Raw genomic sequence first — 21,877 nt, 5'->3', positions numbered from 1 at the left:
TCAAGCACCTTTGCCCGGCGTCTCGCGATATCAGAGCGCCGGGGATATAATTCGAATAATGATGGCCAGACGGTCATGCATGCGGGGCTTATAAGACGCCCGTGCCTAATGGTCCAGAGGTTCTGCCCCGTGCGGCGAATGGCGCAGTTTGGCCCAGCGGTTCAACCACGCCAGACCGGCCAGAGCAAGGCCCAGCGCCAGCAACGAGAACACCCGGATCAACCCGCCAAGACCGGCAATGTCGATCAGAAAGACCTTGGCCACGGCCAGCCCGATCACGACAAGCCCTGCCTTCCGCATCAGATCCGATCCACGGGCCAGGGATTGATAGAAGAGCGCAGCTCCGATCAGCAGCAAAACCAATGTATAGGTGTAAAGCTCGGGCTGCGTGACTCCGTTGCCTTCAAACATGCCCCCAGCGCCCTGCCAGACATGGCGGATTGTCAGACCTAACCACATGGCCGCAAGGCCCCCCGCCACAACATAGCTTGTTGTCGAGATCTGCTTGGGCATGTCCTTGATCCGCCAGACGGATCCAGCGATGATCAGCGCAGGCAGCAGATACGCAATAGCCAGCGTGTTGAGAACCGGCAGGCCGAGCACCGGATCGGCGTTTGGATTCAACAGCGGGTTTTGCTCTGACACTGCAAGCGTCAGATGGAACATGCCATGCGCCACAAAAAACGCCGCCAACACGTAACGCGCATAGTTCAGCTTGCCACCCAACCCGAATCTCTGAATTTGAGCAAAGGCCAGCAGCAGCCAGATGACCGCCAGCAGACCCAGACCCCAATGGCTGTTGTCGGCGCCGCCTTCTCCAAACCCTTCAAGCCAGCGCAGCAGCAACAGGGACAGCAGAATGCCGCCCGTCGCCCAAGCTGCGCTTTCCAACAGCAATGACGCCACCGGGCGTTGCAAGGGGCGCAACACCCACCAGCCCGCCACAAATCCCAGTGTGGCCGAGCCGTAAACAAGTGTCATCTCGGGCACCTGGGCCGAATTTGCCCAATCCAGTCCCGGATCAAGCACCAGTCGAACGGTAACGGTGAAGACACCGGCCCAGATGAACCAGCTCATCGGGGGTAAAGTGAACCTGCGGTCCAAAGCTGCCGCCACAACAACGCTGGCAACCAACGCCACCGTCAGCGCCGCCGCGCTGAGCACGATAACGCAGGCAAAGACCAGACAGGACAACGCAGACAAAGTGGCCAGCGCAGCACGCATCCGGTCCTCTCTGTCGACACGTGCAAAACGTTCCGCAAGAACCACCATCAAGACAGCCAGCGCGACTGCGTGCAAAGCCCAGGGGTATGCTCCGATCACAGAGGCCGGGTGCCAGCCGACCTCCAACCCGATGGCCATTATTGGGGCATACAGAGCGGCCCCTCCGGCCCAGATCGCGCGAAACTTGCTTGCTTTCGCAGACCGCCACGCCATCAGGATCGAGATCAATGCCCCTAACGCGACCAGCACCGTGATGATCATCGGATAATCAGCCTCAGCCGTTTCCGCATAGGTGGCGGCAAAACTGCGAAAAACTGCGCCGTGATCAAGCCCATGCACCAGGACGTAGAACACAAGCCCAACCGCGGGCAGGACGGTCAAGTCCTGAAGCGCGGGTGCATCCCTGGCCCAAAGCAGCAGGGCCAGCACAAGTGCAGTCAGCAAGGTAACGCCCAGCCAGAACTCGGCTGCCGAATCCGCCCAATGCCAGGCCAAAATCGCCGAACTTACTGCGATGGCTCCGGCGGCCAGTCTGGTTGGAAAATCCGGCCATGGGCGCGCTTTTGGATGACGGATCATCTGAGAGATCATAGGGCCCGAATGATCCGGCCAGATGCGCCGCGTAGGAATGGCGGTCACCAACAGCGCCAGTATCAAGGCGGCGATCAGGTAACCCGGTTCCGTGTCGGGAGCGCCCATTACCAACAACAAATTCGCTGAATAGGTCCCGAAAACAGTCAGAACCGACACCCACGCCCAGCGCCGCACCGTATCGATGCCCAGCCCCAAGACGGCAACCAGAAGGAAATAGGCATAAAGCCACGAGGGGTCCTCGGACGAACCGCCGACCATGAAGGGGGCAGCTAATGCTCCGATCAGACCAACCGCCGCCAATAGCGGGCCATGGAACCACCCCAGAACAAGTCCAACCAAAGCGACGGCAACCATCCCAACCAACGCCGCCTCAGCACCGATCAGATCGTACAGTTGGCGCGCGGCCAGAATGGCTCCGAAGAGGGTGACAAGCCCGGCCCCGGAAAAGACAGAGGGCAAATAGGCAGTTGTCGCGTCCTCGTCATCGCCGAATTTTCGACGCAAGATTTCACCCGCCACGATCAGAAGCGACCCGAACCCAAGCGCCGCGAAAACTCTGGCCGTCGGCGGCAGTAATCCGTTTTCAACGCCGTATTGCACAAGAAAGATTCCGGCCAAGGCCAGCGACAAGGCTGAGACCACATAAAACCAGTTTTCGCGCAACCAAGCGCCTAGTGCTGCAAAACGGTCATGATTGAATACGTAGGCAGGTGAAGACACATCCGCCGTTTCCGCCAAGGTATCATCTTCCTGCCGTTTGGGCGCAGCCCAAGGGGCGGGCCTGCGGGCTTCCTTCTCTGCCGCAGACTGAAGATCGGATGCCTTTTCAACCGGGCCCTCAGAGACCACCGCATCACCTGATGACAGGGCTGAAACCTGCGCTTCCAGATCTGCCACGCGACGGTGCAACCGGGTCTGCCCAACCAACAGAACAACCAGGGTCACCGGGATTGCCAGAACAATCAGCCCAACAAGAACAAGTAGCGATTCCAACACGGTCTCCGATCTTTGTCTTGTGGCAAGGCTATCTTTAGGCGGTCACCAATAATAGTCAGGAAAGCTTCCACCCGGCTTAAATCACTGAAATGGCCGGGCGCGCGACCATCAACCATAGGATGGTCAGCACTGCGAGAAAGGCAGGCACCCCGCAGGCGAACCAAAATCGAAACAGACGGTGGTAGTCTGGCGGTAACGGTGTCCCCTGTTCCATGGCGGTTCGGGCATAATCCCGCATCCTGAGTTGCACCCACACCACCGGCAACCAGAACAGGCCGGTCAGCACGTAAAGCACCAGAGACAGTATAATCCACCCTTCGCTCAACAACCACCCAATGCGCCAGGCCAACAGAGCGCCGGTTATGGGTTGCAGGATCACCGCCGTTGTCGTGAACAGAAGGTCAGCCAGCGCAACAATACCTGCCGTATGCGCGACGATCTTCGGGTCGTTGCTGCGATGCGCCATCAGCATGAAAAAGGCGATCCCTGCCCCCGTGCCCAGCAGGACACAGGCACCAATGACATGCAACCAGCGCAGGATCAGGTCGGGTTCCATCATCGACTGGCCAGCATGGGCAGTGCAACAAGCGACAAGATCATCGCAGGCAGGATTTTTACCAAGGGACCCAGCGGGTCAGACCACAAGTCGGGTGCAGTGATTGAGGCGGCCATCAGATAGAACAACGCCACACCAAACTGCGCCAAACAGGCCCGGGCAGCCCACGGACGCCACAGGACGGCCAAGCCCAGCGCAATGTCGACCAAAGACCAGAACACAACGCTTGTCATGGCCATAGATGCTGACCACCCTGCTCCGGTCAGAACTTCCGAGGCAGTGGACAAGCCCGTCAATCCAAACAATCCCGAAAACAGCCAGAACAGGCTGAGCGTCGCCACCACCAGTGGCATCAATAAGGCCATCCTCGCGCTCAACCGGTGTTCACGCGCGCAGGGAATCGCGGCGTAAATATCGGGCAAAGAAGCAAACCCGCGCCCTGTTGCTGCCCGATAAGGGGCGGAGTCCCCGGTCACGCCATCTGCCATGACGGTCATCGCAGTGCTGCGCAGCGGGGACCGCCACCCTAGCCAGGCCAGCCCATCTGCCAGCCTCGCAACGGCATACGTCATGACGGGCGGCACGGTAAAATCGATCCGCGCAGCAGGAAACCCAAGCCACTGCCGCGTATTTTGAACCACGTCTGACAATCTGTGGGGTGTATCCTCGACCAGATCATAACGGCCTTGAGGCAAGCGCCCGCAAACAGCAGAGATCACAACGTTGCACAGATCAGGCATCCCGATGCTCTGAACCGGTGCATCAGGATAAGCCAGTGGCTGCACCCATGGAACAGCAGCCAACATACGCAACAACGCCGTCCCGCCATAATCCGTCTGCCCGATGACTAGCCCCGGCTTCAGCACCCAAAGCGGAACGCCAGACGCACACAAAGCGACATCTCCGGCCGCCTTGCTGCGCAGGAAATGGGTGCTTGCGTCCGGTTCTGCTCCGATGGCGGAAACCTGGACAACGCCGATACCGCTTTCTGCGCAGGCCTTTGCCAAGGCTGAAATTGCAGTGTGGTGAACTGATTCAAGATCGTCGCTTGCGTTATCCTGCAACGCGCCCGCGCAATTCACCACGACATCCACGCCGACAAGCAAGTCCTGCCAATCTTTCTTGTGAACGAGCGTGCGAAGATCGCCCTTTGTCAGCGGCACGCACGGCAATACCTTTGCCCCTAACGCAAGATTGCGCACCATGCCTTGAACACGGGCACCTTCGGCCTGCAAAGCCCGCGTGACTTCAGCACCAATAAAGCCATAAGAACCCAAAACTAAAACGTTTTTTTCAGAAATATCGTGACCTGCCATCGGCCTTTCACCTGTTTTAAACCTATCTATCTGACTGGGTGGCAATGGCCAGTTGTGATCCGCAGACTGCGACAATTAAGGATGAAACAGTGACCCAACCAGATAAGCGATCAACGCGGCCAGCCCGCCGATAAACAACGTTTCGATCCCGGATCGCCACCACGGGGCCAGCGACCATCGGCTTTTGAGCGCGCCTATCGCAAAAAATACCCCCATGGTCATCCATGCAGACATCGCAAATGCACTCGGGACCGATGCCAAAAACGGAAGCAGGGGGATCATCCCGGCCACGAGAAATGCAAAAAACGTGGCCAGCGCAGCCTTCATCGGATGTGGATCAACGCTGCCCAATCCATATTCGCCCTCGATCATCAGGTTGATCCAGTTTTCACGGCTCGATGTAATCTCTGCCGTAGCTTCGTTCAAAACGGTTCCCGAAAGCCCTTTTTGCGCAAGAATCTCTCGCACTTCTTCCCGCTCGCCATCCGGATACAGCGCTATGTGGCTTTCCTCAATCGCCCGAATACGTCGAATGTTGTCCAGTTCGGCCTTGGTACCTGAATAATTTCCGGCGGCCATGGAAAATCCGTCAGCCAGAACATTCGCCAGTCCCAACGCCACGATGACAAACGGGGAAAGACCCGCCCCAGCAACGCCAGCCACGATGGCAAAAGTGGTGACGGACCCGTCGATGCCGCCATATACAACATCGCGCAATACACCTCGGCCGGGCGGTGCGTTGATCCGTTCGACGATTTCCTGTGGGCTGTGACCGTGATCCGTCATGGCTGGCTCCTCCGACATACTCAGTGTGCCGAAGGGTGGGTAATGACGCTTTGCTTTGGATCAACCCTTGGAAAACAGACCCTGCAGGGCACGTTTGATGATGCCCCGCGTTGACGGTTTGTGCCTGTCCGAGAACGGCAGCGGGCGGCAAACCTCCATCGCGGCCACGCCCACGCGGGCGCTGAGGGCGCCGTTGACCAGACCCTCTCCAAAACGCCGTGACAACTTGCTGAGGACGGATCCGCCCAAAACGGGTTCAAGCAGATCGTCGCCAACGGCCACCGCCCCTGTGGCGACCAGATGTACAAAAACGGCACGGGTCAGACGCCAACTGCCCAGCGTGCCGGCGCGACCGCCATAGATTTCCGCAACGCGGCGGATCATCCTAAGCGATGCGGCCAGCGCTGTCACAACATCTGCCAAAGCCAACGGTACTAATGCGGTCACGGTGGCGACCTGCCGGGCTGCAGCCTCAACCTCGCGACTGGCGGCTTCGTCGAGCGGGGCCAACAGTTCATGTTCGGCAAGGCTCAGCAACGCCGAGGCATCAAATTGATCGCCCATACGCTCTGCCAGTCGGTCGCGACCCCAGCGGGTCTCTTCCCGCCCTTTGTAAAAGGTGATCAGACGATTGGTGACAACGCGTGCCTGGGCCAGATCGCCGTCTGCCAAGGCCGTATCCGCCGCGCGGCGCATTCCATCGACCCTCGACAAGCGCCCCAAAGCCGCCAGTTCGCGCAGGGCTATGATCAGCGTCACCAGAACCAGTGCGGCCAGCAAGCCGGTGACGATCCACCCCAGAACGGTCGTCCGCGTCACCAGCGAGGTCGCGAAATCCCACGCGGCGACAGAAACGGCCGCGCCAATAACAGCCAAGGCCAAGCCCCAGAACCAACGCGCAAGCGCCGACGGTTTGCGGGACGCAAGCCGCACCGCGCTCTGCATCGCTTGCCCCTGAGGTTGCGCGATATCCGGTACCGGCGGGGCCTGCGCGACATCGGCGGCGGGTTCATCCGTTTCAAGATCGATCAGAACCGGACCTTTAGCCATGAGTCATACCTTTGCTGTGCCAGACAAATCTTATGTCCGGCAGGTTTTCGTCGTTTTCCGCGCCATCCCTGCGCCCCACTTCGGCAAAGCCATTGCGTTCATAAAACTTGCAGGCGCGTGTGTTTGCTTGAAATGCATACAAGCTAAGCTGGGATTGGCGCGATTTCGCGTGATCCAGCAGTTGCTGCCCGATCCCTTGCCCCCTCGCCTGCGCATCCAGATAGAGCGAATGGATTTCCGTGCCGTTGAGCGCAAGAAACCCGACCACACCATATTCGGTTTCGGCCACGGTGACCCAATTCTGGTCAATCATCCGACCACAAAAGGCGATGGTCTCGGCGCAGCTGTGCAGCGCGGGCATCCAGTCGTTTTCCAAGGTAAAACCATGCAGGATTGTCCCGATGGTACCGGCATCTGTTGTCCGTGCAGAGCGCAGGGCCACAGTCACAGCCTGTCTCCGATCAGGAATTGGACCGCGCGATCCAGACGGATATGCGGGGGGCCATCGCCGGGTTTCAGGGTCAGATGCGCCGGGGCAAATGCCATGAATCCATAGTCCTCATCCAACCAGCTGTCCGCCCCGTTTCGCGCCGGGCCCAAAAGATGCGCTGGATCCTCGGGCAATTCGCCCGGATAAAAAGCGGCCTGCTTCCCGCTCTCTAACAAAGTGCCCCTTACACATGGCAACTCTACCCCATTGTGACTGCGCAGTTCTTCCGTCGTCGCGCGCAGCGAGGCCAAGGACAGGGCCGCCGTCTGGGCTCCTGCAAAATTTGCCCGGTCTCGTGCCTCGCGCGTCAGGGCTTCGATGATTGCAGTCATGCGGGGGTGTTGCGTGTGGTGCAGATGGTCGGTTTTCGTCGCCGCAAACAGGATGCGTTCGACCCGTTTGCCTAATAACAGCTGGCTGAGCCACGCGTTCCGGCCCGGACGAAAGGCCGACAGGATATCGGCCATCGCGCGGCGCATATCCTCGACCGCCTGCGGACCTTTGTGGATTGCGCCCAGCGCATCAACCAGAACCACTTGCCGGTCGATGCGCGAAAAGTGGTCGCGAAAAAAGGGTTTCACCACCTGGGATTTATAGGCCTCAAACCGCCGTTCCATCTCGCGGTGAAGAGTTTTGCGGCGCGACGGTCCGGACAGTGCCAAAGGTGCAAAAGTCAGAACCGGCGAGCCCGCCAGGTCACCCGGCAACAGGAAACGCCCCGGCGTGCAGTCATAAAAACCGACGTCACGTGCCTGATTGAGATAGGTGGTAAACGACGACGCCAGCGCCTGCGCCGTTGGCTCGTCATGCGCACCGGACGGGTCAGTTGCATTTACCTGCGCCAGATACTCAGCTGCTTCAGCACGTGTCTCCATGCGTGTCAGGGTTTCTTGCGACCAGTCTTCGAAGGATTTGTCCAGTAAAGCCAAATCCAGCAGCCACTCACCTGGATAGTCTACGATATCCAGATGTATCGTACGCGGCCCCTGCAACCCGGCAAGCAGCCCGGCGGGTCGCGCTTTGAAGGACAAACGCAATTCAGACACGGCCCGGGTGCTGTCCGGCCAATGGGGCGCAGGACCCGTCAGGGCGGACAAATGCGTTTCATAGTCGAATCGCGGCACAGTATCGTCCGGCTGCGGTTGCAGATAGGCGGCATTGATCCGGCCTTCCTGCTGCGCGGCCAGCCCAGTCATGCGCCCCCGGTCCAGCAGGTTTGCTACCAGCGAGGTGATGAAAACCGTCTTTCCCGACCGTGCCAGCCCGGTGACACCCAGACGGATGACCGGCTCGAAAAACGTTTCGGACACGCTGTCGCCGATGGTTTCGACACCGCGCACAAGACTGTCTGCCAGTGATGAGATGACCAATCTGCCGCCCCGCAATTTTCGTTTCACCCAAGATAGGTAGAGGGTGCAGCACATACCAGCGCTTTCGCCCCCTTGCCCGTTTCCGCATCGCGCGGTACCAGCGGCACATGCCCAGATACGCGTTGAAAGTTGAATACCAAGGTGAGCCGTTTGCCGGATGGCAGCGGCAAAGGGATCAGCCGTCGGTACAGGGAGCCATTGAACAGGCCCTGTCTCGCATCCAACCAGGTGCGCATACAATTGCCGCCGCAGGGCGCACCGACGCCGGGGTTCACGCATTGGGTCAGGTTGCCCATTGCGACATGGCCAAGGACTGGGATCCGTTCCGCCTGTCCGAGGCGCTGAACTATCACCTCAAACCGCAGCCGGTGGCGATTGTGAAGGCCGCTCGGGTTGATGAGGATTGGCACGCCCGGTTTTCAGCGGTCGAACGGCAATACCTGTTCCGCATTCTGATGCGCCGTGCACCGGCCACCCATGACCGGGGGCAGGTCTGGCAGATCAATCACCAATTGGATGTCGACGCCATGCAGGACGGGGCAAACATGCTGCTGGGGCGGCATGATTTCACCACGTTCCGATCCTCGATCTGTCAGGCGGCCAGCCCGGTCAAAACCTTAGATGAGCTGCGGGTCGAGCAGGTACAAGGCTTTTCGGGCCCCGAGGTTCATTTCCACGTGCGCGCCCGATCCTTCCTGCACAATCAGGTACGCAGCTTCGTCGGCACTCTGGAGCGTGTCGGTGCCGGAGCTTGGACACCTGAAGACGTCCGTAGCGCGCTGAAAGTTGCCGACCGTGCGGCCTGTGGCCCGGTGTGCCCGCCACAAGGGCTGTATCTGGCGCGGGTTGGCTACCCGGAACCGGTGTTCGACTAAATCGCCCGCATCAGCAAACCACCGGCAATCACCGCGATGACAAGACCAGCGACCAGTTCGATGGTCGGGGCAAGAACCGAGGCAAAGCGCGTGGCCGAGGCAGAGGCCAACAGCCCTCCGCGCAGACCGAAGGATGTCCAGCCGACCAGCGTTGTTACGGTGGCCGTGCCCAGCGCCATTGCAAATGCTCCGGCGATACCCACCATCGCAATGCCCATCTGCCAGGTCAGGATCAACACAAACAAAGCACCTGTACAGGGCCGCGCTGCAATGCCTGCGATCAGGATCACGGCTTCGCGCAGAGTGCCCACATTTGCGACCTCTTCCGCTGTTGGTCCATGCCGATGGCCACAATCCGAGCAGACACCGTCATCATGGTGATGTGCGTGATCATGGTGATCATGATGGTGACTGTGAGGATGGTGATGATCATGCGCAGGCTGACTTTTTTGACGCCGCGCAAAACTGCGCAAGGCCCGGAAGACCAACCAAAGCCCGATCAACGCAATCGCGCCATAGCTTATGGGGGCCATGACTTGCTCGGTCGCGCCAACAAGGCTTTGACGGGACATCTGAAACACCAGCACCCCGGCATAGACCAAAACGACGGCCGTCACAGCCTGTCCCAAGCTGGACAATACGCTGATCGCCGACAGCCTCCAAAATGCCACGCGTCGACCCAGCCCATACCCGCCGATCAACACCTTGCCGTGGCCGGGGCCGATGGCGTGAAAGAAGCCATAGGCGAAACACACCGTCAACAGTGTGGCTACTGCTTCGGGCTGCTCTGCGCGTGCGGCACGCAACGCGCGAGCGATCTGGTTCTGGAATTCCCGTTGCTCGCCTGCTGCCCAAGCCGCAAGCGAGTCAAACCCGCCGCTTCCCCAGAACCAGAGCAGCAGACCACACGCAAGAGCGACCGGAACAATCAGGTAACGGGACATGAAATGCGAATCTCGGTGGCAAAGTTTTCACCGACCATGGGAATGTCGTTTTCCTCAAGATCGTAATCTGCGTCCAACGTCAGCAGGAATGCCTGCATCTGAGCCAATTGGCCATCGATATCCGGGTCAAAACGCTCTATCTGGCAGGCAGCAGGGCCTGTCACGATAACTGGGCGCGTCACTTCGTAGGCCGTGTAATAGGTCTCATCAAACGCCTTTGCCGACAAGGCGCTGGCGGGGACTGAACCACCTTCGACCGCGCGCAAATGCGTGGTGACGATGCGGCCATCCTCGGTTGTGGCACTTGGGGAAAGGGGGGCAGACAGGGCAACCGGCACTCCTGCGGCAGTCACAACCAGATCGCCATTATATCCTTCGATCCATTGCGCGTCGAACCCGGTCAGAAACTCTTCCTCGATTTGGGTCAGCACACCGTCACCGTCCTGATCCAACCGCATATCCTCTAGTTGCAGCAGCGAAAACAGCTCATCATAGGCCCATGTCACGCGGACATGGGTCAGTTGACCATTTTCATCCACGATGAACTCCAGCCCAGTGTCGATAAACACATGCGGGTGGGCCATGGCCGGGATCGGCAGGCAGCAGGAGATGACTGTGAATAACCAGCGCATGACCGCAAGATAGGTCCCGCGGTCCACGGCGGCAACGGCTTTTGCCGTCACACCGCAAAAACCGGCCGAGTGTCAGCCCGGTGGAAACAGCACCAGCGTCTGCAACGCGGTTCCTACGGGGCCTTCCGTATCGTAGAGCACCGATTGTGACATCCCGATGCCGGACGGCTGCCAATGCGAGATCGAGTCAGAGGCCAACCAGTCCGAAACCGGCTCGCGGTGTATATTCACGGTCAGGTCGGTGTTCATGAAACCCATTTCCGAGGTCGGCGCGTTCCACGAGATGCCATTGCCGCAATCGGCCAACGGGCACAGGGCTTGAATTGGCGATTGAACCTCACCCTGCAAAAGCTGCGGGGTCCGCATCCACACCGTTTTGGGCCCGGCCCCATGCTTACCGCCTTTCGGATACCGAATGTCGCTGTAATGGGCAAAACCGGGCAAGTCGTGACGAATCTCTCCAATTGGAAACGGGCCGTCGGCCGCATCCTCGATCCGGGGCGCGATGGTTTCGGCATTTGCAACCGGCCCTAGATCACGACGCACCAGATGCATTGTCGAGGCCGTCGCACAAAGCGTGTCGTTTAGGTCGTGGACCGTAACACGTGTGGTGGCCAGCGTCTTGGTGTGGCGCGTGGTTTCTGCCGCAACCCGCAGACCGGCCAGCGGCAGAGGGCGCAACAGGTCGACAGTCAAACGTGTCAGCATCTTTTCCGGACCAACCTCGGTTTCCGCCGCCCGCACGATCAGTCCACTCACTGGCCCCGCATGGCAGTGCTCGGCAGACCACGGACCGCGCGCGGGATCATTGCCGACAAATGCCCCGTCTTCCTGTTGATGAAAATAGGCTTTGCCGGCGAAATCGAGCGCTGCTGCCATTGGCCCCTCAGATCTTTTCTTGCGTGTATTTCTTCAACTCGGCCCGTGCCACCTGACGGCGATGCACCGCATCCGGCCCATCGGCCAGTCGCAGGGTCCGCACATGGGTCCAGGCCGTCGCAAGCGGTGTGTCCTGACTGATACCTTGCGCCCCGAACATCTGCACCGCTTCGTCAATCACCTTTAGCGCAACCCGTGGTGCGATGACCTTGATCTGGCTGATCCACGGCGCGGCGGCCCGCGCATCGCCCTGATCCATGTACCAAGCGGCTTTCAGGCACAGCAGGCGGGCCATCTCGATCTCCATCCGGCATTCAGCAATAATGTCGTAATTGGCCCCAAGCTGCGCCAGCTTCTTGCCAAACGCCTCGCGTTGCAGCGACCGTTTGCACATCTGCTCCAGCGCGATTTCGGCCTGCCCGATCGCGCGCATACAATGGTGGATTCGGCCCGGCCCAAGGCGACCCTGCGCAATCTCAAATCCGCGCCCTTCGCCCAGCAGGATGTTTTCGGCCGGCACGCGCACGTTGGTGAATCGGATATGCATGTGACCGTGCGGTGCATCATCGTGGCCATAAACCTGCATGGGCCGCAGAACCTTGATGCCTTCTGCGTCGGCAGGCACCACGATCATCGATTGCCGCTTGTGCTTGGGCTGTTCGTCGCCGCCTGTTTTGACCATGACGATATAGACCTTGCACCGCGGGTCGCCTGCGCCAGAGGACCACCATTTCTCACCGTTCAGGACATAGTCATCCCCGTCCCGGACGCAGGACATCGACACGTTGGTCGCATCAGACGAGGCCACATCAGGCTCGGTCATTAGATAGGCAGACCGGATTTCACCTTCGAGCAGGCGCTTCAGCCATTGCTCTTTCATCATCTCGGACCCGTAGCGTTCGAAAACTTCCATATTGCCGGTGTCCGGGGCAGAACAATTGAACACTTCGGCCCCAAGGGGGGTCTTGCCCATTTCTTCAGCGAAATAGGCATATTCCACCGTGGTCAGCCCAAATCCTTTGTCACTGTCGGTCAGCCAGAAATTCCACAGCCCCGCCGCTTTGGCCTTAGCCTTAAGCCCCTCAAGAATTTCGGCCTGCCGTTTGGTATATTGCCAGCGGTCACCCTTGTTGATTTCGGCGTGGTATTCTTCTTCCAGCGGCATGATCTCATCCCGGATCATATCGGCAACACGTTGCAGAAGAACGCGGTTTTCCTCGCGCAGGGTAAATGACATATTCACGGACGCATCCTCCTGAGGCATCGAAACCGGACTGTACTTTCGCGGCAAGGATGGCTTAATTGCCCCAAGCCTGTCCACCACAGTGACGGGACGTCACCACTTCAAAAGCTAAGCAGGAGCCGCGCATGGCGTTGTTGATCGATACCGGGCTGTCCGATTGGATAGGCGACAGTGAAATAGCCGCCAAATTGCGGGCCACAGCGCCTGATGCCGATATCCGCACCCCGGAAACGCTTGGAAACCCCGAAGACATAACGATGCTGGCCCTGGTCAACATGCAAAGCGACCATCCTGCGCGTCTGCCGAACCTGGAACTGGTTCAGAAGTTGGGGGCGGGCGTGGAAACCATTGTCAGCCATCCTGATCTTCCGACCCGTATCCGGGTTGCGCGTTTGAAACCGGATGCACCGGCACAAGGTATTGCCGAATGGTTTGTGGCTTACATCCTGCGCACTCAAAGGCACATGGCATTTCATGAGGCTGCCCAAACCCGGGCGGAATGGTCGCCGCGTGAGCCGATCTTTACACCTGACACAGTCGTTGGCGTTCTGGGTCTGGGTCATATCGGTGCCCGCACCGCCCTGATGCTGCGGGCCATCGGATTTCAGGTCATGGGTTGGAGCCGCACGCCCAAAACCATTGAAGGTGTGACCTGTCTGCATGGGCAGGACACCCTGCCGCAGCTTTTGGGTCAGTGCGATCATGTGTGTGCCATTCTGCCTTCGACACCACAGACCGTTGGTTTGTTCGATGCAAAAACACTGGCGATGATGAAACCCGGCAGCCAACTTTTGAACGCCGGGCGTGGTGATCTGATTGACGAAGACGCCCTGATCGCCGCCCTTGATAACGGCACTCCGGGTCATGCCGTGCTGGACGTTACATCAAAGGAACCGCTGCCTCAGGACAGCCCGTTGTGGGCCCATCCCGCTGTAACGATCACACCGCATGTCTCGGGTTGGCATCTGGGCGATGCGCTCTCTGATGTTGCCGAGAACTTTCGACGCCTCAGCTCTGGCGCACCCTTGCTGCATGAAGTTGATCGGGAACAAGGGTATTGAGATCCGTACCTAAGTTCAGGGCGTGAGAATCCAGTTGCCATTGCCGTCATTGCATCGGCGGGTTCTGATCTCGCGGCTCTGATCCCCACCTTCCGGCTGAATGACGTGCTGAAGGCTGACGCAGCTACCCTGCACATTCTGCACCCGGATCGTGCCTTTCGATCCGGTATCGTCGTTATTCCAGGCCCGTTCCTGACCCACAGACGGTGTCTCACTGGTCAGCAATGTGTTCGCGGTTGCGTTGACCACTTCGAAATCCGCAGGCGACAAGCCCATTTCAGCAATGATTCGCGACAGCGGCTTGGCGTCAGCCAAACCGGCCATGAAAAGAACACCACAAGCGGCGATTGCAGGCAAAAACTGGGCTTTCATAGCGGCCTCATAGAACTGAAATCATTTGTGTCCAACGATATACCTCCGGCGCGGCAGGGCCAAGCCCTAGACGCCGACCTTCAAAATATCCCGAACAAACCTATCGCGCAGGTGGACCTTTCTGCTCCAAGCCTTTGTGCCCATATTGCCTGACAAACGACCCCGAGGCTCATGATGACCAAACCATCCTATTTCGCCCCAATCGGGGGCCACCCCGGTCAGGACCAACTGTTGACCGACCGCGCCATGTTCACGGATGCTTATGCGGTCATCCCCAAAGGCACGATGCGTGACATCGTCACCAGCTCCCTGCCCTTCTGGGAAGGCACACGCCTTTGGGTTCTGTCGCGCCCGCTCAGCGGATTTGCCGAGACATTCTCGCAATACATCATGGAGGTGCAGCCTGGCGGCGGCAGTGACCGGCCCGAGACCGAGGCGCAGGCACAAGCCGTTCTGTTCGTGGTCGAGGGGACCGTTACCCTGACCCTGAACGCAGAAAAACATGTTTTGGAAACAGGTGGTTATGCCTATATTCCCCCGGGAAGCGACTGGGCATTGCACAACACGGGTGACGCAGTCGCCCGGTTCCACTGGGTACGTAAAGCTTATCAGTCGGTGCCTGGGCTGCCCTTGCCCGATCTGATTGTTACCAACGAGCGCGACGTGACACCGGTTGAAATGCCGGGAACCGAGGGCCGCTGGTCCACCACGCGGTTTGCCGACCCTCAGGACCTGCGCCATGACATGCATGTGAACATCGTCAATTTCGAACCCGGTGGGGTCATCCCGTTTGCCGAGACCCATGTGATGGAACACGGGCTCTATGTGCTGGAAGGTAAAGCTGTCTATCGTCTCAATCAGGATTGGGTCGAGGTTGAAGCAGGCGATTACATGTGGCTGCGCGCCTTCTGCCCACAGGCCTGTTATGCAGGCGGTCCGGGGCGGTTCCGATATCTGCTTTACAAGGATGTCAACCGGCACATGCCCTTGTCTCCACCCCTCCGGTAAACAGGTTGCTCGCGGGGTCGCACAGTGAATTTATGGTTTCAGGGCTTCACACACGCGCCGGAATTTGCTGAAATCCAAGCAAATTCTGATTTTGAGCATTGGAGATTGTTCCATGAAACTGCGCCCTGCCCTGCTGGCCATTGCCGCACTCGCCGCGTCTGCGGCTTTGTACACGTCACCCATTTCGGCCAAGGAAGAGACTAAGTCCGTCTTCGTCATGAGCCGCACCTGGGCGGTGACACAGATCTCTGACGCGCCAGTCATTTACCGCGCCACGCGCGACAACAACAACCTCAACCCGTTTGGGCCCCCGCCGCGTTTGCGCACGATTCAGGCCATCGCCGCGATTCAGCAGGCAACCGGGTGTAAACCGATTGTGGCGAGCATGTATCAGAACATCTCGGGCCAGTTCTTCTCGCAGGTCAGCTGCAACTGACAATGCGTCAGTTAAGGCATTGAGGTCGCCCGACCGGCCTGCCATAGCTTGCGCATGAAACTCGCGATTAACGGATTCGGCCGCATCGGCCGCACGATCCTGCGGCAGGTTCTGGCCCTGCCGGAAGGGTCAGATATCGAGCTGGTGCTGATCAACGACATCGCACCGCTGGAAACCTGCGCTTACCTTTTCAAATATGACAGCACATTCGGTCCTTACCCAGGTGACGTGTCCGAAGGAGACGCCGCGCTGATCGTGGATGGCCGGACAGTTCCGGTGACGCATAGCGCCGACCTGACCCGTGTGGATCTGTCTGGCGTGGACGTGATGCTGGACTGCACGGGAATTGCCCGCAGCTCCGACGACGCACGCCGCGGTCTGACCGCAGGTGCGGGCAAAGTCCTGATTTCGGGCCCGTCACCCGCTGCGGATGTGACCATTGTACTTGGAGCAAATGAGGATCAGTTGGGTAGCGCCCGGATTGTGTCAAACGCGTCCTGCACCACCAATGGGCTGGTGCCTTTGGTCAAGGTCATCGACGATATCGGCGGCGTTGCGGCGGGGCACATGACGACCATCCACTGCTACACCAATAGTCAGCCCATGGTCGACGCCCCGCGCGGTGACCTCGCACGCTCTCGGGCAGGCGCACTTTCGATGGTACCCACAACATCGAGCGCCATGCACCTGATCGATGTCGTCCTGCCGCATCTGGCCGGGCGCATTTCTGGCGCGGCTGTCCGTGTACCCACAGCAAGCGTGTCAGCCGTGGACCTCGTGGTCACTTTGCAGCGCGGCATGAGTGCCGAAACCTTCGATCATTGCCTGAAACAGGCTGTTGCTGCATCCCCTGTCCTTGGCTGGACGGACTTGCCACTGGTCTCGTCCGACCTGCGCGCCCGCCCGGAATCGCTGGTTATTGCCGGGCTGGAAACCCGTATGGTAGGCAAAAACCAGGCTCGGGTCTTCGGCTGGTATGACAATGAATGGGGCTTTTCCGCCCGGATGCTGGATGTCGCACGCCTTATGGCCACCGAGTAACCGGACCGCGGCCCGCAAGTGGGGGCGCGATCCGGCGTTGGTTTGGCTATTTGTGACCCGGTAAACTTCCGGCGCCATGCCCGGACATTCCACCCGATACTTCTTCGGTGGCTTCTTCTGTCAGCTCTTCCGGCAGAACGAGGTTAAGTACGATGGCAATGACCGCAGCAGGCAGCAAACCGCTTTTCATGAGGATGCCCAGAGTATCCGGCAGGTGCTGAACTGCGTCGGGCTCAAGCTGCAACCCGAATCCGATGGAAAGCGAGATCGCAAAGATCACCATGTTGCGTCGGTTCCAATCGACATCAGACAACATGGAGATGCCCGCTGCTACGACCATCCCGAACATGACAATCACGCCTCCGCCCAATACCTCGATGGGAATTGTCCGGATTATAGCACCGACCTTCGGAACCAATCCGCACACGATCAGGAACAAAGCGCCAATGGTCACAACATGGCGACTCATCACCCCGGTCATCGCAATCAGGCCGACATTCTGGCTGAACGACGTGTTGGGCAACCCGCCAAATACACCAGCAAGCGCCGAGCCAATGCCATCAGCATAAGTCGCACCGGCAATTTCTTCATCCGTCGCTTCACGACCCGCACCACCTTTGGTCACACCTGAAACGTCACCAACGGTTTCGATGGCCGAGACAAAGGCCATCAGGCAGAAGCCGATGACTGCTGCGAACGAAAACTCAAAGCCGTATTTGAACGGAACAGGCAGTGCGAAGGCCGAGGCACGGCCCCAGCTTGTACCAATCGCCTCGAAAGTAACCATCCCGACCATCAACGCATAACCGTACCCTACCGCCAGACCGATCAGGACTGCCGAAACCGAAAGCATCCCCCGGGCGAAGAATTTCAATGCGAGTGTCACGACAATAACAACCATCGCCGCCGACCAGTTCAGCATCGAGCCGTATTCCGGCGTACCGATAGCTGGGACCCCGCCAGCGGCGTACTGGATCCCGACCTTGACCAACGCAAGACCGATCATCGTAACCACAAGGCCAGTTACAAGTGGGGGTAAAGCGAAGCGGATCTTACCGATGACAGCCCCCAGACAGGCATGGAACACGCCACCGATGATCACACCCCCGAACAAGGCCGCCAGCCCATCGACACCCTTGCCCGCCACAAGCGGAATCATGATGGGCAGAAAGGCGAAGCTGGTGCCTTGAACAATCGGTAATGCAGCCCCAACCGGACCCAGAGTAACCGTCTGCAACAGCGTTGCCACGCCAGCAAACAGCATCGAAATCTGGATCAGATACAAAAGCTCGGGGAAGTCAGGCGAATTCGACCCGAACCCAAACCCTGCAGCGCCCGCCACAATGATAGCAGGCGTCACGTTCGAGACGAACATCGCCAGAACGTGCTGAATACCCAGTGGAATCGCCTTGTGTAGAGCAGGCGTATAGTTCGGATCCCGAAGCTGTTCGGGTGTTCCAATCGAAGTTTCGGCCATGAGTGCTGTCCTCCCAGTCAGAGTTCACGGGGGTATTGCCGCTTATCCTGCGGCTTCATTGGGTTACGGCACGACCTCATAAGGCGTGTCGAACCAGTGTTCTTCCAAATTGGCTCCGGCGCCGATCCTGTCCACCACCGCGAACAGACCGGGGCTATGCAGAGGTGTCAAAACACCATGCCACGTACCGCGGTGATAGTTCACCATCAGACCCGCCTTGGTAATGAAAGCGCGCGGAACACCGGGCAACCCGGCATCGTCTGGTGCGACAATCACCAGAAAGGGTTGATGCGTCATGGGAATGAACGCCTGGCTTCCATCAGGGTGGCGCTCGACCATCTCAAGCGTGTAAGGCAGCGCACGCGGATTGGCGTTGAACAGGCTTATCCCGGCCTGGCCGTCGGCAAAGTCCAGCTTCGCCCGATCGTGAAACCGGCCACATTGCCCCTGGTTTATGATCTTGTCCGGCGCTCCGGACGCCTCGACCAGATCGCCGAAGGGGGCAAATGCTTCTTCCGAGATCACCTCTGCCACGATCCGCCGGGTCATGATGGCAAAACGTCCCGCAAGCGGAACTCTGCAATCCGTTCAACCTGACGGCAGGCTTCGGCAAGTTCCGTTTTGCGATCCTGTTCGATGCGCCGCTGAAAAGCTTCGAGGATCGACGCCTTGTTGTGGTCTCGTACCGCGATGATGAAAGGGAAACCGAATGTCTGAGTGTAGCGCTGGTTCAGATCGGTGAACGTCTCGCGTTCGGCGTCGGTCAGTGCGTCCAAACCCGCTGACGCTTGCTCGGACGTGCTTTCCTGCGTCAACCGCTTGGCCTGCGCCAGCTTGCCCGCCAGATCCGGATGCGCGGTCAGGACGCCCAGACGCTCATCTTCAGACGCCGAACGGAACATCCGCGTCAACGCGTTATGCACCCCCCCTGCGGTGTCATGTGCCGGGCCCAGTTCCAGATCATAGGCGCGTTCGGCAATCCAGGCTGAGTGTTCAAAAATTCCACCGAACGCCTCGACAAACGCGGCACGGTCCATCTGAGATGGTCGTGCGCGATGCACCGGTGGATGAGTGGTCGCCCAATGCTGCGCGATTTGCAGACGCGTTGCGAACCAGACATCAGAAAAACCCTGCGCATAATCCAAGAACCGTTTCAGCGCCATCACCCGACCCGGGCGGCCAATCAGGCGGCAATGCAAACCGATCGAGAGCATCTTGGGCACCCCCGCCTCACCCTCGGCATACAGCGCGTCGAAACTGTCTTTCAGGTACGAGAAAAACTGATCGCCCGAGTTGAATCCTTGAGGCGTCGCAAAACGCATGTCGTTGCAATCCAGCGTGTAAGGCACGATCAACTGATCCCGCCCTCCCGTCTGCATCCAGTAGGGAAGATCGTCCGCATAAGTGTCCGCAACATAGGCAAAGCCGCCCTCTTCCGCGACCAAACGCACCGTGTTTTCAGAACAGCGCCCTGTGTACCACCCGCGCGGACGGTCACCGACAACTTCGGTGTGCAAACGTATAGCCTCGGCGATGTGCGCGCGTTCTTCTTCCGGGGCCATGTCTTTGTGCTCAACCCATTTGAGACCGTGGCTGGCAATCTCCCATCCAGCGGATTTCATCGCCGCCACCTGATCTGGCGAGCGCGCCAGAGATGTTGCCACGCCATATACCGTGATCGGCAGATCCTTCATCAGCCGATGCAGACGCCAGAACCCGGCACGCGCGCCGTACTCATAGATCGACTCCATGTTCCAGTGCCGCTGACCTGGCCATTGCGCGGCCCCCACGATCTCGGATAGAAACGCCTCGGACGCGTCATCGCCATGAAGTACGCAGTTTTCGCCGCCCTCCTCATAATTCAGCACGATCTGTACGGCTAGCTTGGCCTCGCCTGGCCATTTCACCTCGGGCGGGGTTGCTCCGTATCCGATCATGTCACGAGGGTAACGCGGCGGCTGCATGGTATTGTCCGTTCCTATATCTGTTTCCATCAGGCTTATCCCAGAACGCGCACTTTGATTATCAAATCAATCCGAACGCTGTTTCCGGTTCTTTCGGCATTTCAACTGTTTTGAACCTTGCGCCAGACTGCAACAAATCAAAAGATACATAAAAGGAGAGACCGGTGGCAGGCTATTTGACAACCCATGTTCTGGATACCGCGCGTGGCTGCCCTGCCGGGGGGCTGAAAATTGCGCTCTACAGCGTGTCCGGAAACTCTCATCGCAAGCTGGTTGAGATGGAGACCAACACGGATGGCCGTACGGACAGCCCGATCTTGCCGCAGGACGCGTTCAAACCCGGTACTTATGAACTGATCTTCTTTGCAGGGGATTACTTGCGCGCAACAGGTCAGGACGGAGACGACCCCTTGTTTCTGGACCAGGTCCCCATCCGGTTCGGCATGTCCGACCCAGAGGCACATTACCACGTTCCGCTTCTGCTATCGCCATACGGCTATTCAACTTATCGCGGCAGCTGATCGAAAAAAGAGTGTTCCCGCCGGTTGCTGTCCGTTTTGCAGAGGTGGGAGCCGTCTTAGGCTGGAAACTCTGTATTTCGGACGATTTTTCCGATTCGTTCGATCATGAAATCCATGAACAAGCGTGCTTTCGGGTCTTGATGCCGCCGGTGCGTGTATAGACAGGCCATCTGCACGGAAACCGGCGGCGTTTCCGTTGCAACCGGGACCAGACGTCCCGATTTGAGGTGCTCGGCGATCTCAAAAACGGGCTTCATTGCAATCCCCTGCCCTGACAAAGCCCAATCCGTTAAAACATCTCCATCATCACATTCAAACCGCCCCGACACCGCAAAGCGTTTCGGTCCCTCAGGGGTTTCCAGCATCCACTGATACTCGGCCGCTCCTGGAAAGCGCAGGTTAAGGCATTCATGTTTGTCGGCGACCAGATCAACCCCGGTTGATGGCATACCGCAACGTGACACGTAGGCCGGGGCGGCACATAGCACGCGCTGGCAATCCGCGATCTTGCGAATGCGCAAGGTGCTGTCCTCGGGCTGGCCAATGAAAAACGCAAGGTCCAGCCCTTCGGTCGTCAGGTCAACAGATCGGTCTGTCAGGCGCAAACGCACGTCAACTTCTGGGTAAGCAGCCAGAAAATCAGGCACGTGCGGTGCCAGAAGACGGCGCCCCACCCCCAAAGGCGCCGCAACAAACAATGATCCGCGCGGGGCCTCGGTCAGATGGGAAACCTTGGCCTCGGCGTCGTCTACCGCATCCAATACCGCGACCGCTCCGGGATAAAACGCCTTGCCTTGCTCTGTCGGAGACAGATTGCGGGTCGTGCGCTGGAACAGGCGCACGCCCAGGTGGTCCTCAAGCTGAGAAATCCGCGCCGAAGTGACGGCCGGAGAAATTCTAAGGTCCCGCCCTGCTGCAGACATGCCGCCCAGATCATAGACCCTGACAAAGGTTCGGATATTGTCGAGATAAGACATCTTTTCGTTTTTTTTGATACAGTTTGACAATATACGGGAATACCGAAGAAAAGCCTGTTTGCCTA

The 21,877-nt window shown here is 58.8% G+C and carries 22 protein-coding genes; 6 read left to right on the top strand and 16 right to left on the bottom strand.

Annotated elements, in window-relative coordinates; genetic code table 11:
- Positions 1–105 precede the first annotated feature (105 nt).
- From AC2FLD_RS02905 to AC2FLD_RS02875, 7 genes are all read right to left on the bottom strand, one after another.
- A complete protein-coding gene (locus AC2FLD_RS02905; RefSeq protein WP_496667558.1) occupies positions 106–2,811 on the bottom strand; it encodes a DUF2339 domain-containing protein in 2,706 nt (901 codons plus the stop codon).
- A gap of 79 nt (positions 2,812–2,890) precedes the next feature.
- Positions 2,891–3,370 (bottom strand): DUF2269 family protein, encoded by a 480-nt coding sequence (locus AC2FLD_RS02900; protein WP_496667675.1) that lies wholly within the window; start codon positions 3,368–3,370, stop codon positions 2,891–2,893.
- Positions 3,370–4,686 (bottom strand): SDR family oxidoreductase, encoded by a 1,317-nt coding sequence (locus AC2FLD_RS02895; RefSeq protein ID WP_496667559.1) that lies wholly within the window; start codon positions 4,684–4,686, stop codon positions 3,370–3,372. The genes AC2FLD_RS02900 and AC2FLD_RS02895 overlap by 1 nt, the downstream gene beginning before the upstream one ends.
- A 75-nt stretch (positions 4,687–4,761) precedes the next feature.
- Positions 4,762–5,472 (bottom strand): VIT1/CCC1 transporter family protein, encoded by a 711-nt coding sequence (locus tag AC2FLD_RS02890; protein WP_496667560.1) that lies wholly within the window; start codon positions 5,470–5,472, stop codon positions 4,762–4,764.
- A gap of 60 nt (positions 5,473–5,532) precedes the next feature.
- Positions 5,533–6,522 (bottom strand): YcjF family protein, encoded by a 990-nt coding sequence (locus AC2FLD_RS02885; protein WP_496667561.1) that lies wholly within the window; start codon positions 6,520–6,522, stop codon positions 5,533–5,535.
- Positions 6,515–6,970, bottom strand: a complete 456-nt coding sequence (locus AC2FLD_RS02880; RefSeq protein WP_496667562.1) for a GNAT family N-acetyltransferase — start codon at positions 6,968–6,970, stop codon at positions 6,515–6,517. Before AC2FLD_RS02880 ends, AC2FLD_RS02885 begins: the two co-directional genes overlap by 8 nt.
- Positions 6,967–8,382 (bottom strand): YcjX family GTP-binding protein, encoded by a 1,416-nt coding sequence (locus AC2FLD_RS02875; RefSeq protein WP_496667563.1) that lies wholly within the window; start codon positions 8,380–8,382, stop codon positions 6,967–6,969. Before AC2FLD_RS02875 ends, AC2FLD_RS02880 begins: the two co-directional genes overlap by 4 nt.
- Before the next feature lie 107 nt (positions 8,383–8,489).
- Between AC2FLD_RS02875 and truA the strand changes: the two genes are divergently transcribed.
- Entirely contained in the window at positions 8,490–9,257 is a 768-nt protein-coding gene (gene truA, locus AC2FLD_RS02870) for a tRNA pseudouridine(38-40) synthase TruA (protein WP_496667564.1), read from the top strand.
- Here the strand turns inward: truA and AC2FLD_RS02865 are convergent.
- From AC2FLD_RS02865 to AC2FLD_RS02850, 4 genes are read right to left on the bottom strand one after another with little or no spacing between them, the layout of a single operon-like run.
- Positions 9,254–10,201, bottom strand: a complete 948-nt coding sequence (locus AC2FLD_RS02865) for a nickel/cobalt transporter (RefSeq protein ID WP_496667565.1) — start codon at positions 10,199–10,201, stop codon at positions 9,254–9,256. The two genes, truA and AC2FLD_RS02865, sit on opposite strands and share 4 nt — an antisense overlap.
- A complete protein-coding gene (locus AC2FLD_RS02860; RefSeq protein WP_496667566.1) occupies positions 10,186–10,884 on the bottom strand; it encodes a DUF1007 family protein in 699 nt (232 codons plus the stop codon). Before AC2FLD_RS02860 ends, AC2FLD_RS02865 begins: the two co-directional genes overlap by 16 nt.
- A gap of 21 nt (positions 10,885–10,905) precedes the next feature.
- Entirely contained in the window at positions 10,906–11,712 is an 807-nt protein-coding gene (locus tag AC2FLD_RS02855) for a thioesterase family protein (RefSeq protein WP_496667567.1), read from the bottom strand.
- 7 nt (positions 11,713–11,719) lie between these two features.
- A complete protein-coding gene (locus AC2FLD_RS02850) occupies positions 11,720–12,949 on the bottom strand; it encodes an acyl-CoA dehydrogenase family protein (RefSeq protein ID WP_496667676.1) in 1,230 nt (409 codons plus the stop codon).
- A gap of 131 nt (positions 12,950–13,080) precedes the next feature.
- Here AC2FLD_RS02850 and AC2FLD_RS02845 point away from each other — a divergent pair, with 131 nt between their 5' ends.
- Complete coding sequence (locus tag AC2FLD_RS02845) at positions 13,081–14,016, top strand: 2-hydroxyacid dehydrogenase (protein ID WP_496667568.1); 936 nt, start codon at positions 13,081–13,083, stop codon at positions 14,014–14,016.
- A gap of 15 nt (positions 14,017–14,031) precedes the next feature.
- On the opposite strand, the gene AC2FLD_RS02840 is transcribed toward AC2FLD_RS02845, so the two are convergent.
- A complete protein-coding gene (locus AC2FLD_RS02840) occupies positions 14,032–14,388 on the bottom strand; it encodes a hypothetical protein (RefSeq protein WP_496667569.1) in 357 nt (118 codons plus the stop codon).
- A gap of 174 nt (positions 14,389–14,562) precedes the next feature.
- On the opposite strand from AC2FLD_RS02840, the gene AC2FLD_RS02835 reads away from it, so the two are divergent.
- The 3 genes from AC2FLD_RS02835 to AC2FLD_RS02825 all read left to right on the top strand — a co-directional run bounded on the left by AC2FLD_RS02835 (position 14,563) and on the right by AC2FLD_RS02825 (position 16,873).
- On the top strand, positions 14,563–15,396 hold the full coding sequence (locus tag AC2FLD_RS02835; RefSeq protein WP_496667570.1) for a bifunctional allantoicase/(S)-ureidoglycine aminohydrolase: 834 nt from the start codon (positions 14,563–14,565) through the stop codon (positions 15,394–15,396).
- 112 nt (positions 15,397–15,508) lie between these two features.
- Complete coding sequence (locus AC2FLD_RS02830; protein ID WP_496667571.1) at positions 15,509–15,832, top strand: hypothetical protein; 324 nt, start codon at positions 15,509–15,511, stop codon at positions 15,830–15,832.
- A gap of 54 nt (positions 15,833–15,886) precedes the next feature.
- Positions 15,887–16,873 carry a type I glyceraldehyde-3-phosphate dehydrogenase gene (locus AC2FLD_RS02825; protein WP_496667572.1) on the top strand — a complete coding sequence of 329 codons (987 nt, stop codon included), beginning with the start codon at positions 15,887–15,889 and terminating at the stop codon, positions 16,871–16,873.
- A 46-nt stretch (positions 16,874–16,919) separates the two neighbouring features.
- Here AC2FLD_RS02825 and AC2FLD_RS02820 read toward each other — a convergent pair whose 3' ends face one another.
- The 3 genes from AC2FLD_RS02820 to puuE form a co-directional block, all read right to left on the bottom strand.
- Entirely contained in the window at positions 16,920–18,350 is a 1,431-nt protein-coding gene (locus tag AC2FLD_RS02820; RefSeq protein ID WP_496667573.1) for a nucleobase:cation symporter-2 family protein, read from the bottom strand.
- A gap of 63 nt (positions 18,351–18,413) precedes the next feature.
- On the bottom strand, positions 18,414–18,899 hold the full coding sequence (locus AC2FLD_RS02815) for an ureidoglycolate lyase (protein ID WP_496667574.1): 486 nt from the start codon (positions 18,897–18,899) through the stop codon (positions 18,414–18,416).
- On the bottom strand, positions 18,896–20,314 hold the full coding sequence (gene puuE / locus AC2FLD_RS02810; protein WP_496667677.1) for an allantoinase PuuE: 1,419 nt from the start codon (positions 20,312–20,314) through the stop codon (positions 18,896–18,898). Before puuE ends, AC2FLD_RS02815 begins: the two co-directional genes overlap by 4 nt.
- A 164-nt stretch (positions 20,315–20,478) precedes the next feature.
- Here puuE and uraH point away from each other — a divergent pair, with 164 nt between their 5' ends.
- Complete coding sequence (gene uraH / locus AC2FLD_RS02805; RefSeq protein WP_496667575.1) at positions 20,479–20,835, top strand: hydroxyisourate hydrolase; 357 nt, start codon at positions 20,479–20,481, stop codon at positions 20,833–20,835.
- A gap of 56 nt (positions 20,836–20,891) precedes the next feature.
- Here the strand turns inward: uraH and AC2FLD_RS02800 are convergent, their stop codons facing one another.
- On the bottom strand, positions 20,892–21,812 hold the full coding sequence (locus AC2FLD_RS02800) for a LysR family transcriptional regulator (protein ID WP_050603130.1): 921 nt from the start codon (positions 21,810–21,812) through the stop codon (positions 20,892–20,894).
- Positions 21,813–21,877: the final 65 nt, after the last annotated feature.

The sequence above is a fragment of the Ruegeria sp. CDSA021 genome, from assembly GCF_059612325.1.
The sequence above is the reverse complement of the archived record's forward strand: the minus strand, read 5'-3'. Positions and strand labels throughout refer to the sequence as shown.

What these genes read in the sequence shown, in the direction of transcription:
- AC2FLD_RS02800 (WP_050603130.1), bottom strand. Translation starts at nt 21,812, where the DNA reads ATGTCTTATCTCGACAATATCCGAACCTTTGTCAGGGTCTATGATCTG.
- AC2FLD_RS02895 (WP_496667559.1), bottom strand. Translation starts at nt 4,686, where the DNA reads ATGGCAGGTCACGATATTTCTGAAAAAAACGTTTTAGTTTTGGGTTCT.
- AC2FLD_RS02840 (WP_496667569.1), bottom strand. Translation starts at nt 14,388, where the DNA reads ATGAAAGCCCAGTTTTTGCCTGCAATCGCCGCTTGTGGTGTTCTTTTC.
- AC2FLD_RS02885 (WP_496667561.1), bottom strand. Translation starts at nt 6,522, where the DNA reads ATGGCTAAAGGTCCGGTTCTGATCGATCTTGAAACGGATGAACCCGCC.
- AC2FLD_RS02825 (WP_496667572.1), top strand. Translation starts at nt 15,887, where the DNA reads ATGAAACTCGCGATTAACGGATTCGGCCGCATCGGCCGCACGATCCTG.
- AC2FLD_RS02830 (WP_496667571.1), top strand. Translation starts at nt 15,509, where the DNA reads ATGAAACTGCGCCCTGCCCTGCTGGCCATTGCCGCACTCGCCGCGTCT.
- truA (WP_496667564.1), top strand. Translation starts at nt 8,490, where the DNA reads ATGCCCAGATACGCGTTGAAAGTTGAATACCAAGGTGAGCCGTTTGCC.
- AC2FLD_RS02835 (WP_496667570.1), top strand. Translation starts at nt 14,563, where the DNA reads ATGACCAAACCATCCTATTTCGCCCCAATCGGGGGCCACCCCGGTCAG.
- AC2FLD_RS02865 (WP_496667565.1), bottom strand. Translation starts at nt 10,201, where the DNA reads ATGTCCCGTTACCTGATTGTTCCGGTCGCTCTTGCGTGTGGTCTGCTG.
- AC2FLD_RS02820 (WP_496667573.1), bottom strand. Translation starts at nt 18,350, where the DNA reads ATGGCCGAAACTTCGATTGGAACACCCGAACAGCTTCGGGATCCGAAC.
- AC2FLD_RS02890 (WP_496667560.1), bottom strand. Translation starts at nt 5,472, where the DNA reads ATGACGGATCACGGTCACAGCCCACAGGAAATCGTCGAACGGATCAAC.
- AC2FLD_RS02855 (WP_496667567.1), bottom strand. Translation starts at nt 11,712, where the DNA reads ATGGCAGCAGCGCTCGATTTCGCCGGCAAAGCCTATTTTCATCAACAG.
- AC2FLD_RS02850 (WP_496667676.1), bottom strand. Translation starts at nt 12,949, where the DNA reads ATGTCATTTACCCTGCGCGAGGAAAACCGCGTTCTTCTGCAACGTGTT.
- AC2FLD_RS02900 (WP_496667675.1), bottom strand. Translation starts at nt 3,370, where the DNA reads ATGGAACCCGACCTGATCCTGCGCTGGTTGCATGTCATTGGTGCCTGT.
- AC2FLD_RS02815 (WP_496667574.1), bottom strand. Translation starts at nt 18,899, where the DNA reads ATGACCCGGCGGATCGTGGCAGAGGTGATCTCGGAAGAAGCATTTGCC.
- AC2FLD_RS02845 (WP_496667568.1), top strand. Translation starts at nt 13,081, where the DNA reads ATGGCGTTGTTGATCGATACCGGGCTGTCCGATTGGATAGGCGACAGT.
- puuE (WP_496667677.1), bottom strand. Translation starts at nt 20,314, where the DNA reads ATGCAGCCGCCGCGTTACCCTCGTGACATGATCGGATACGGAGCAACC.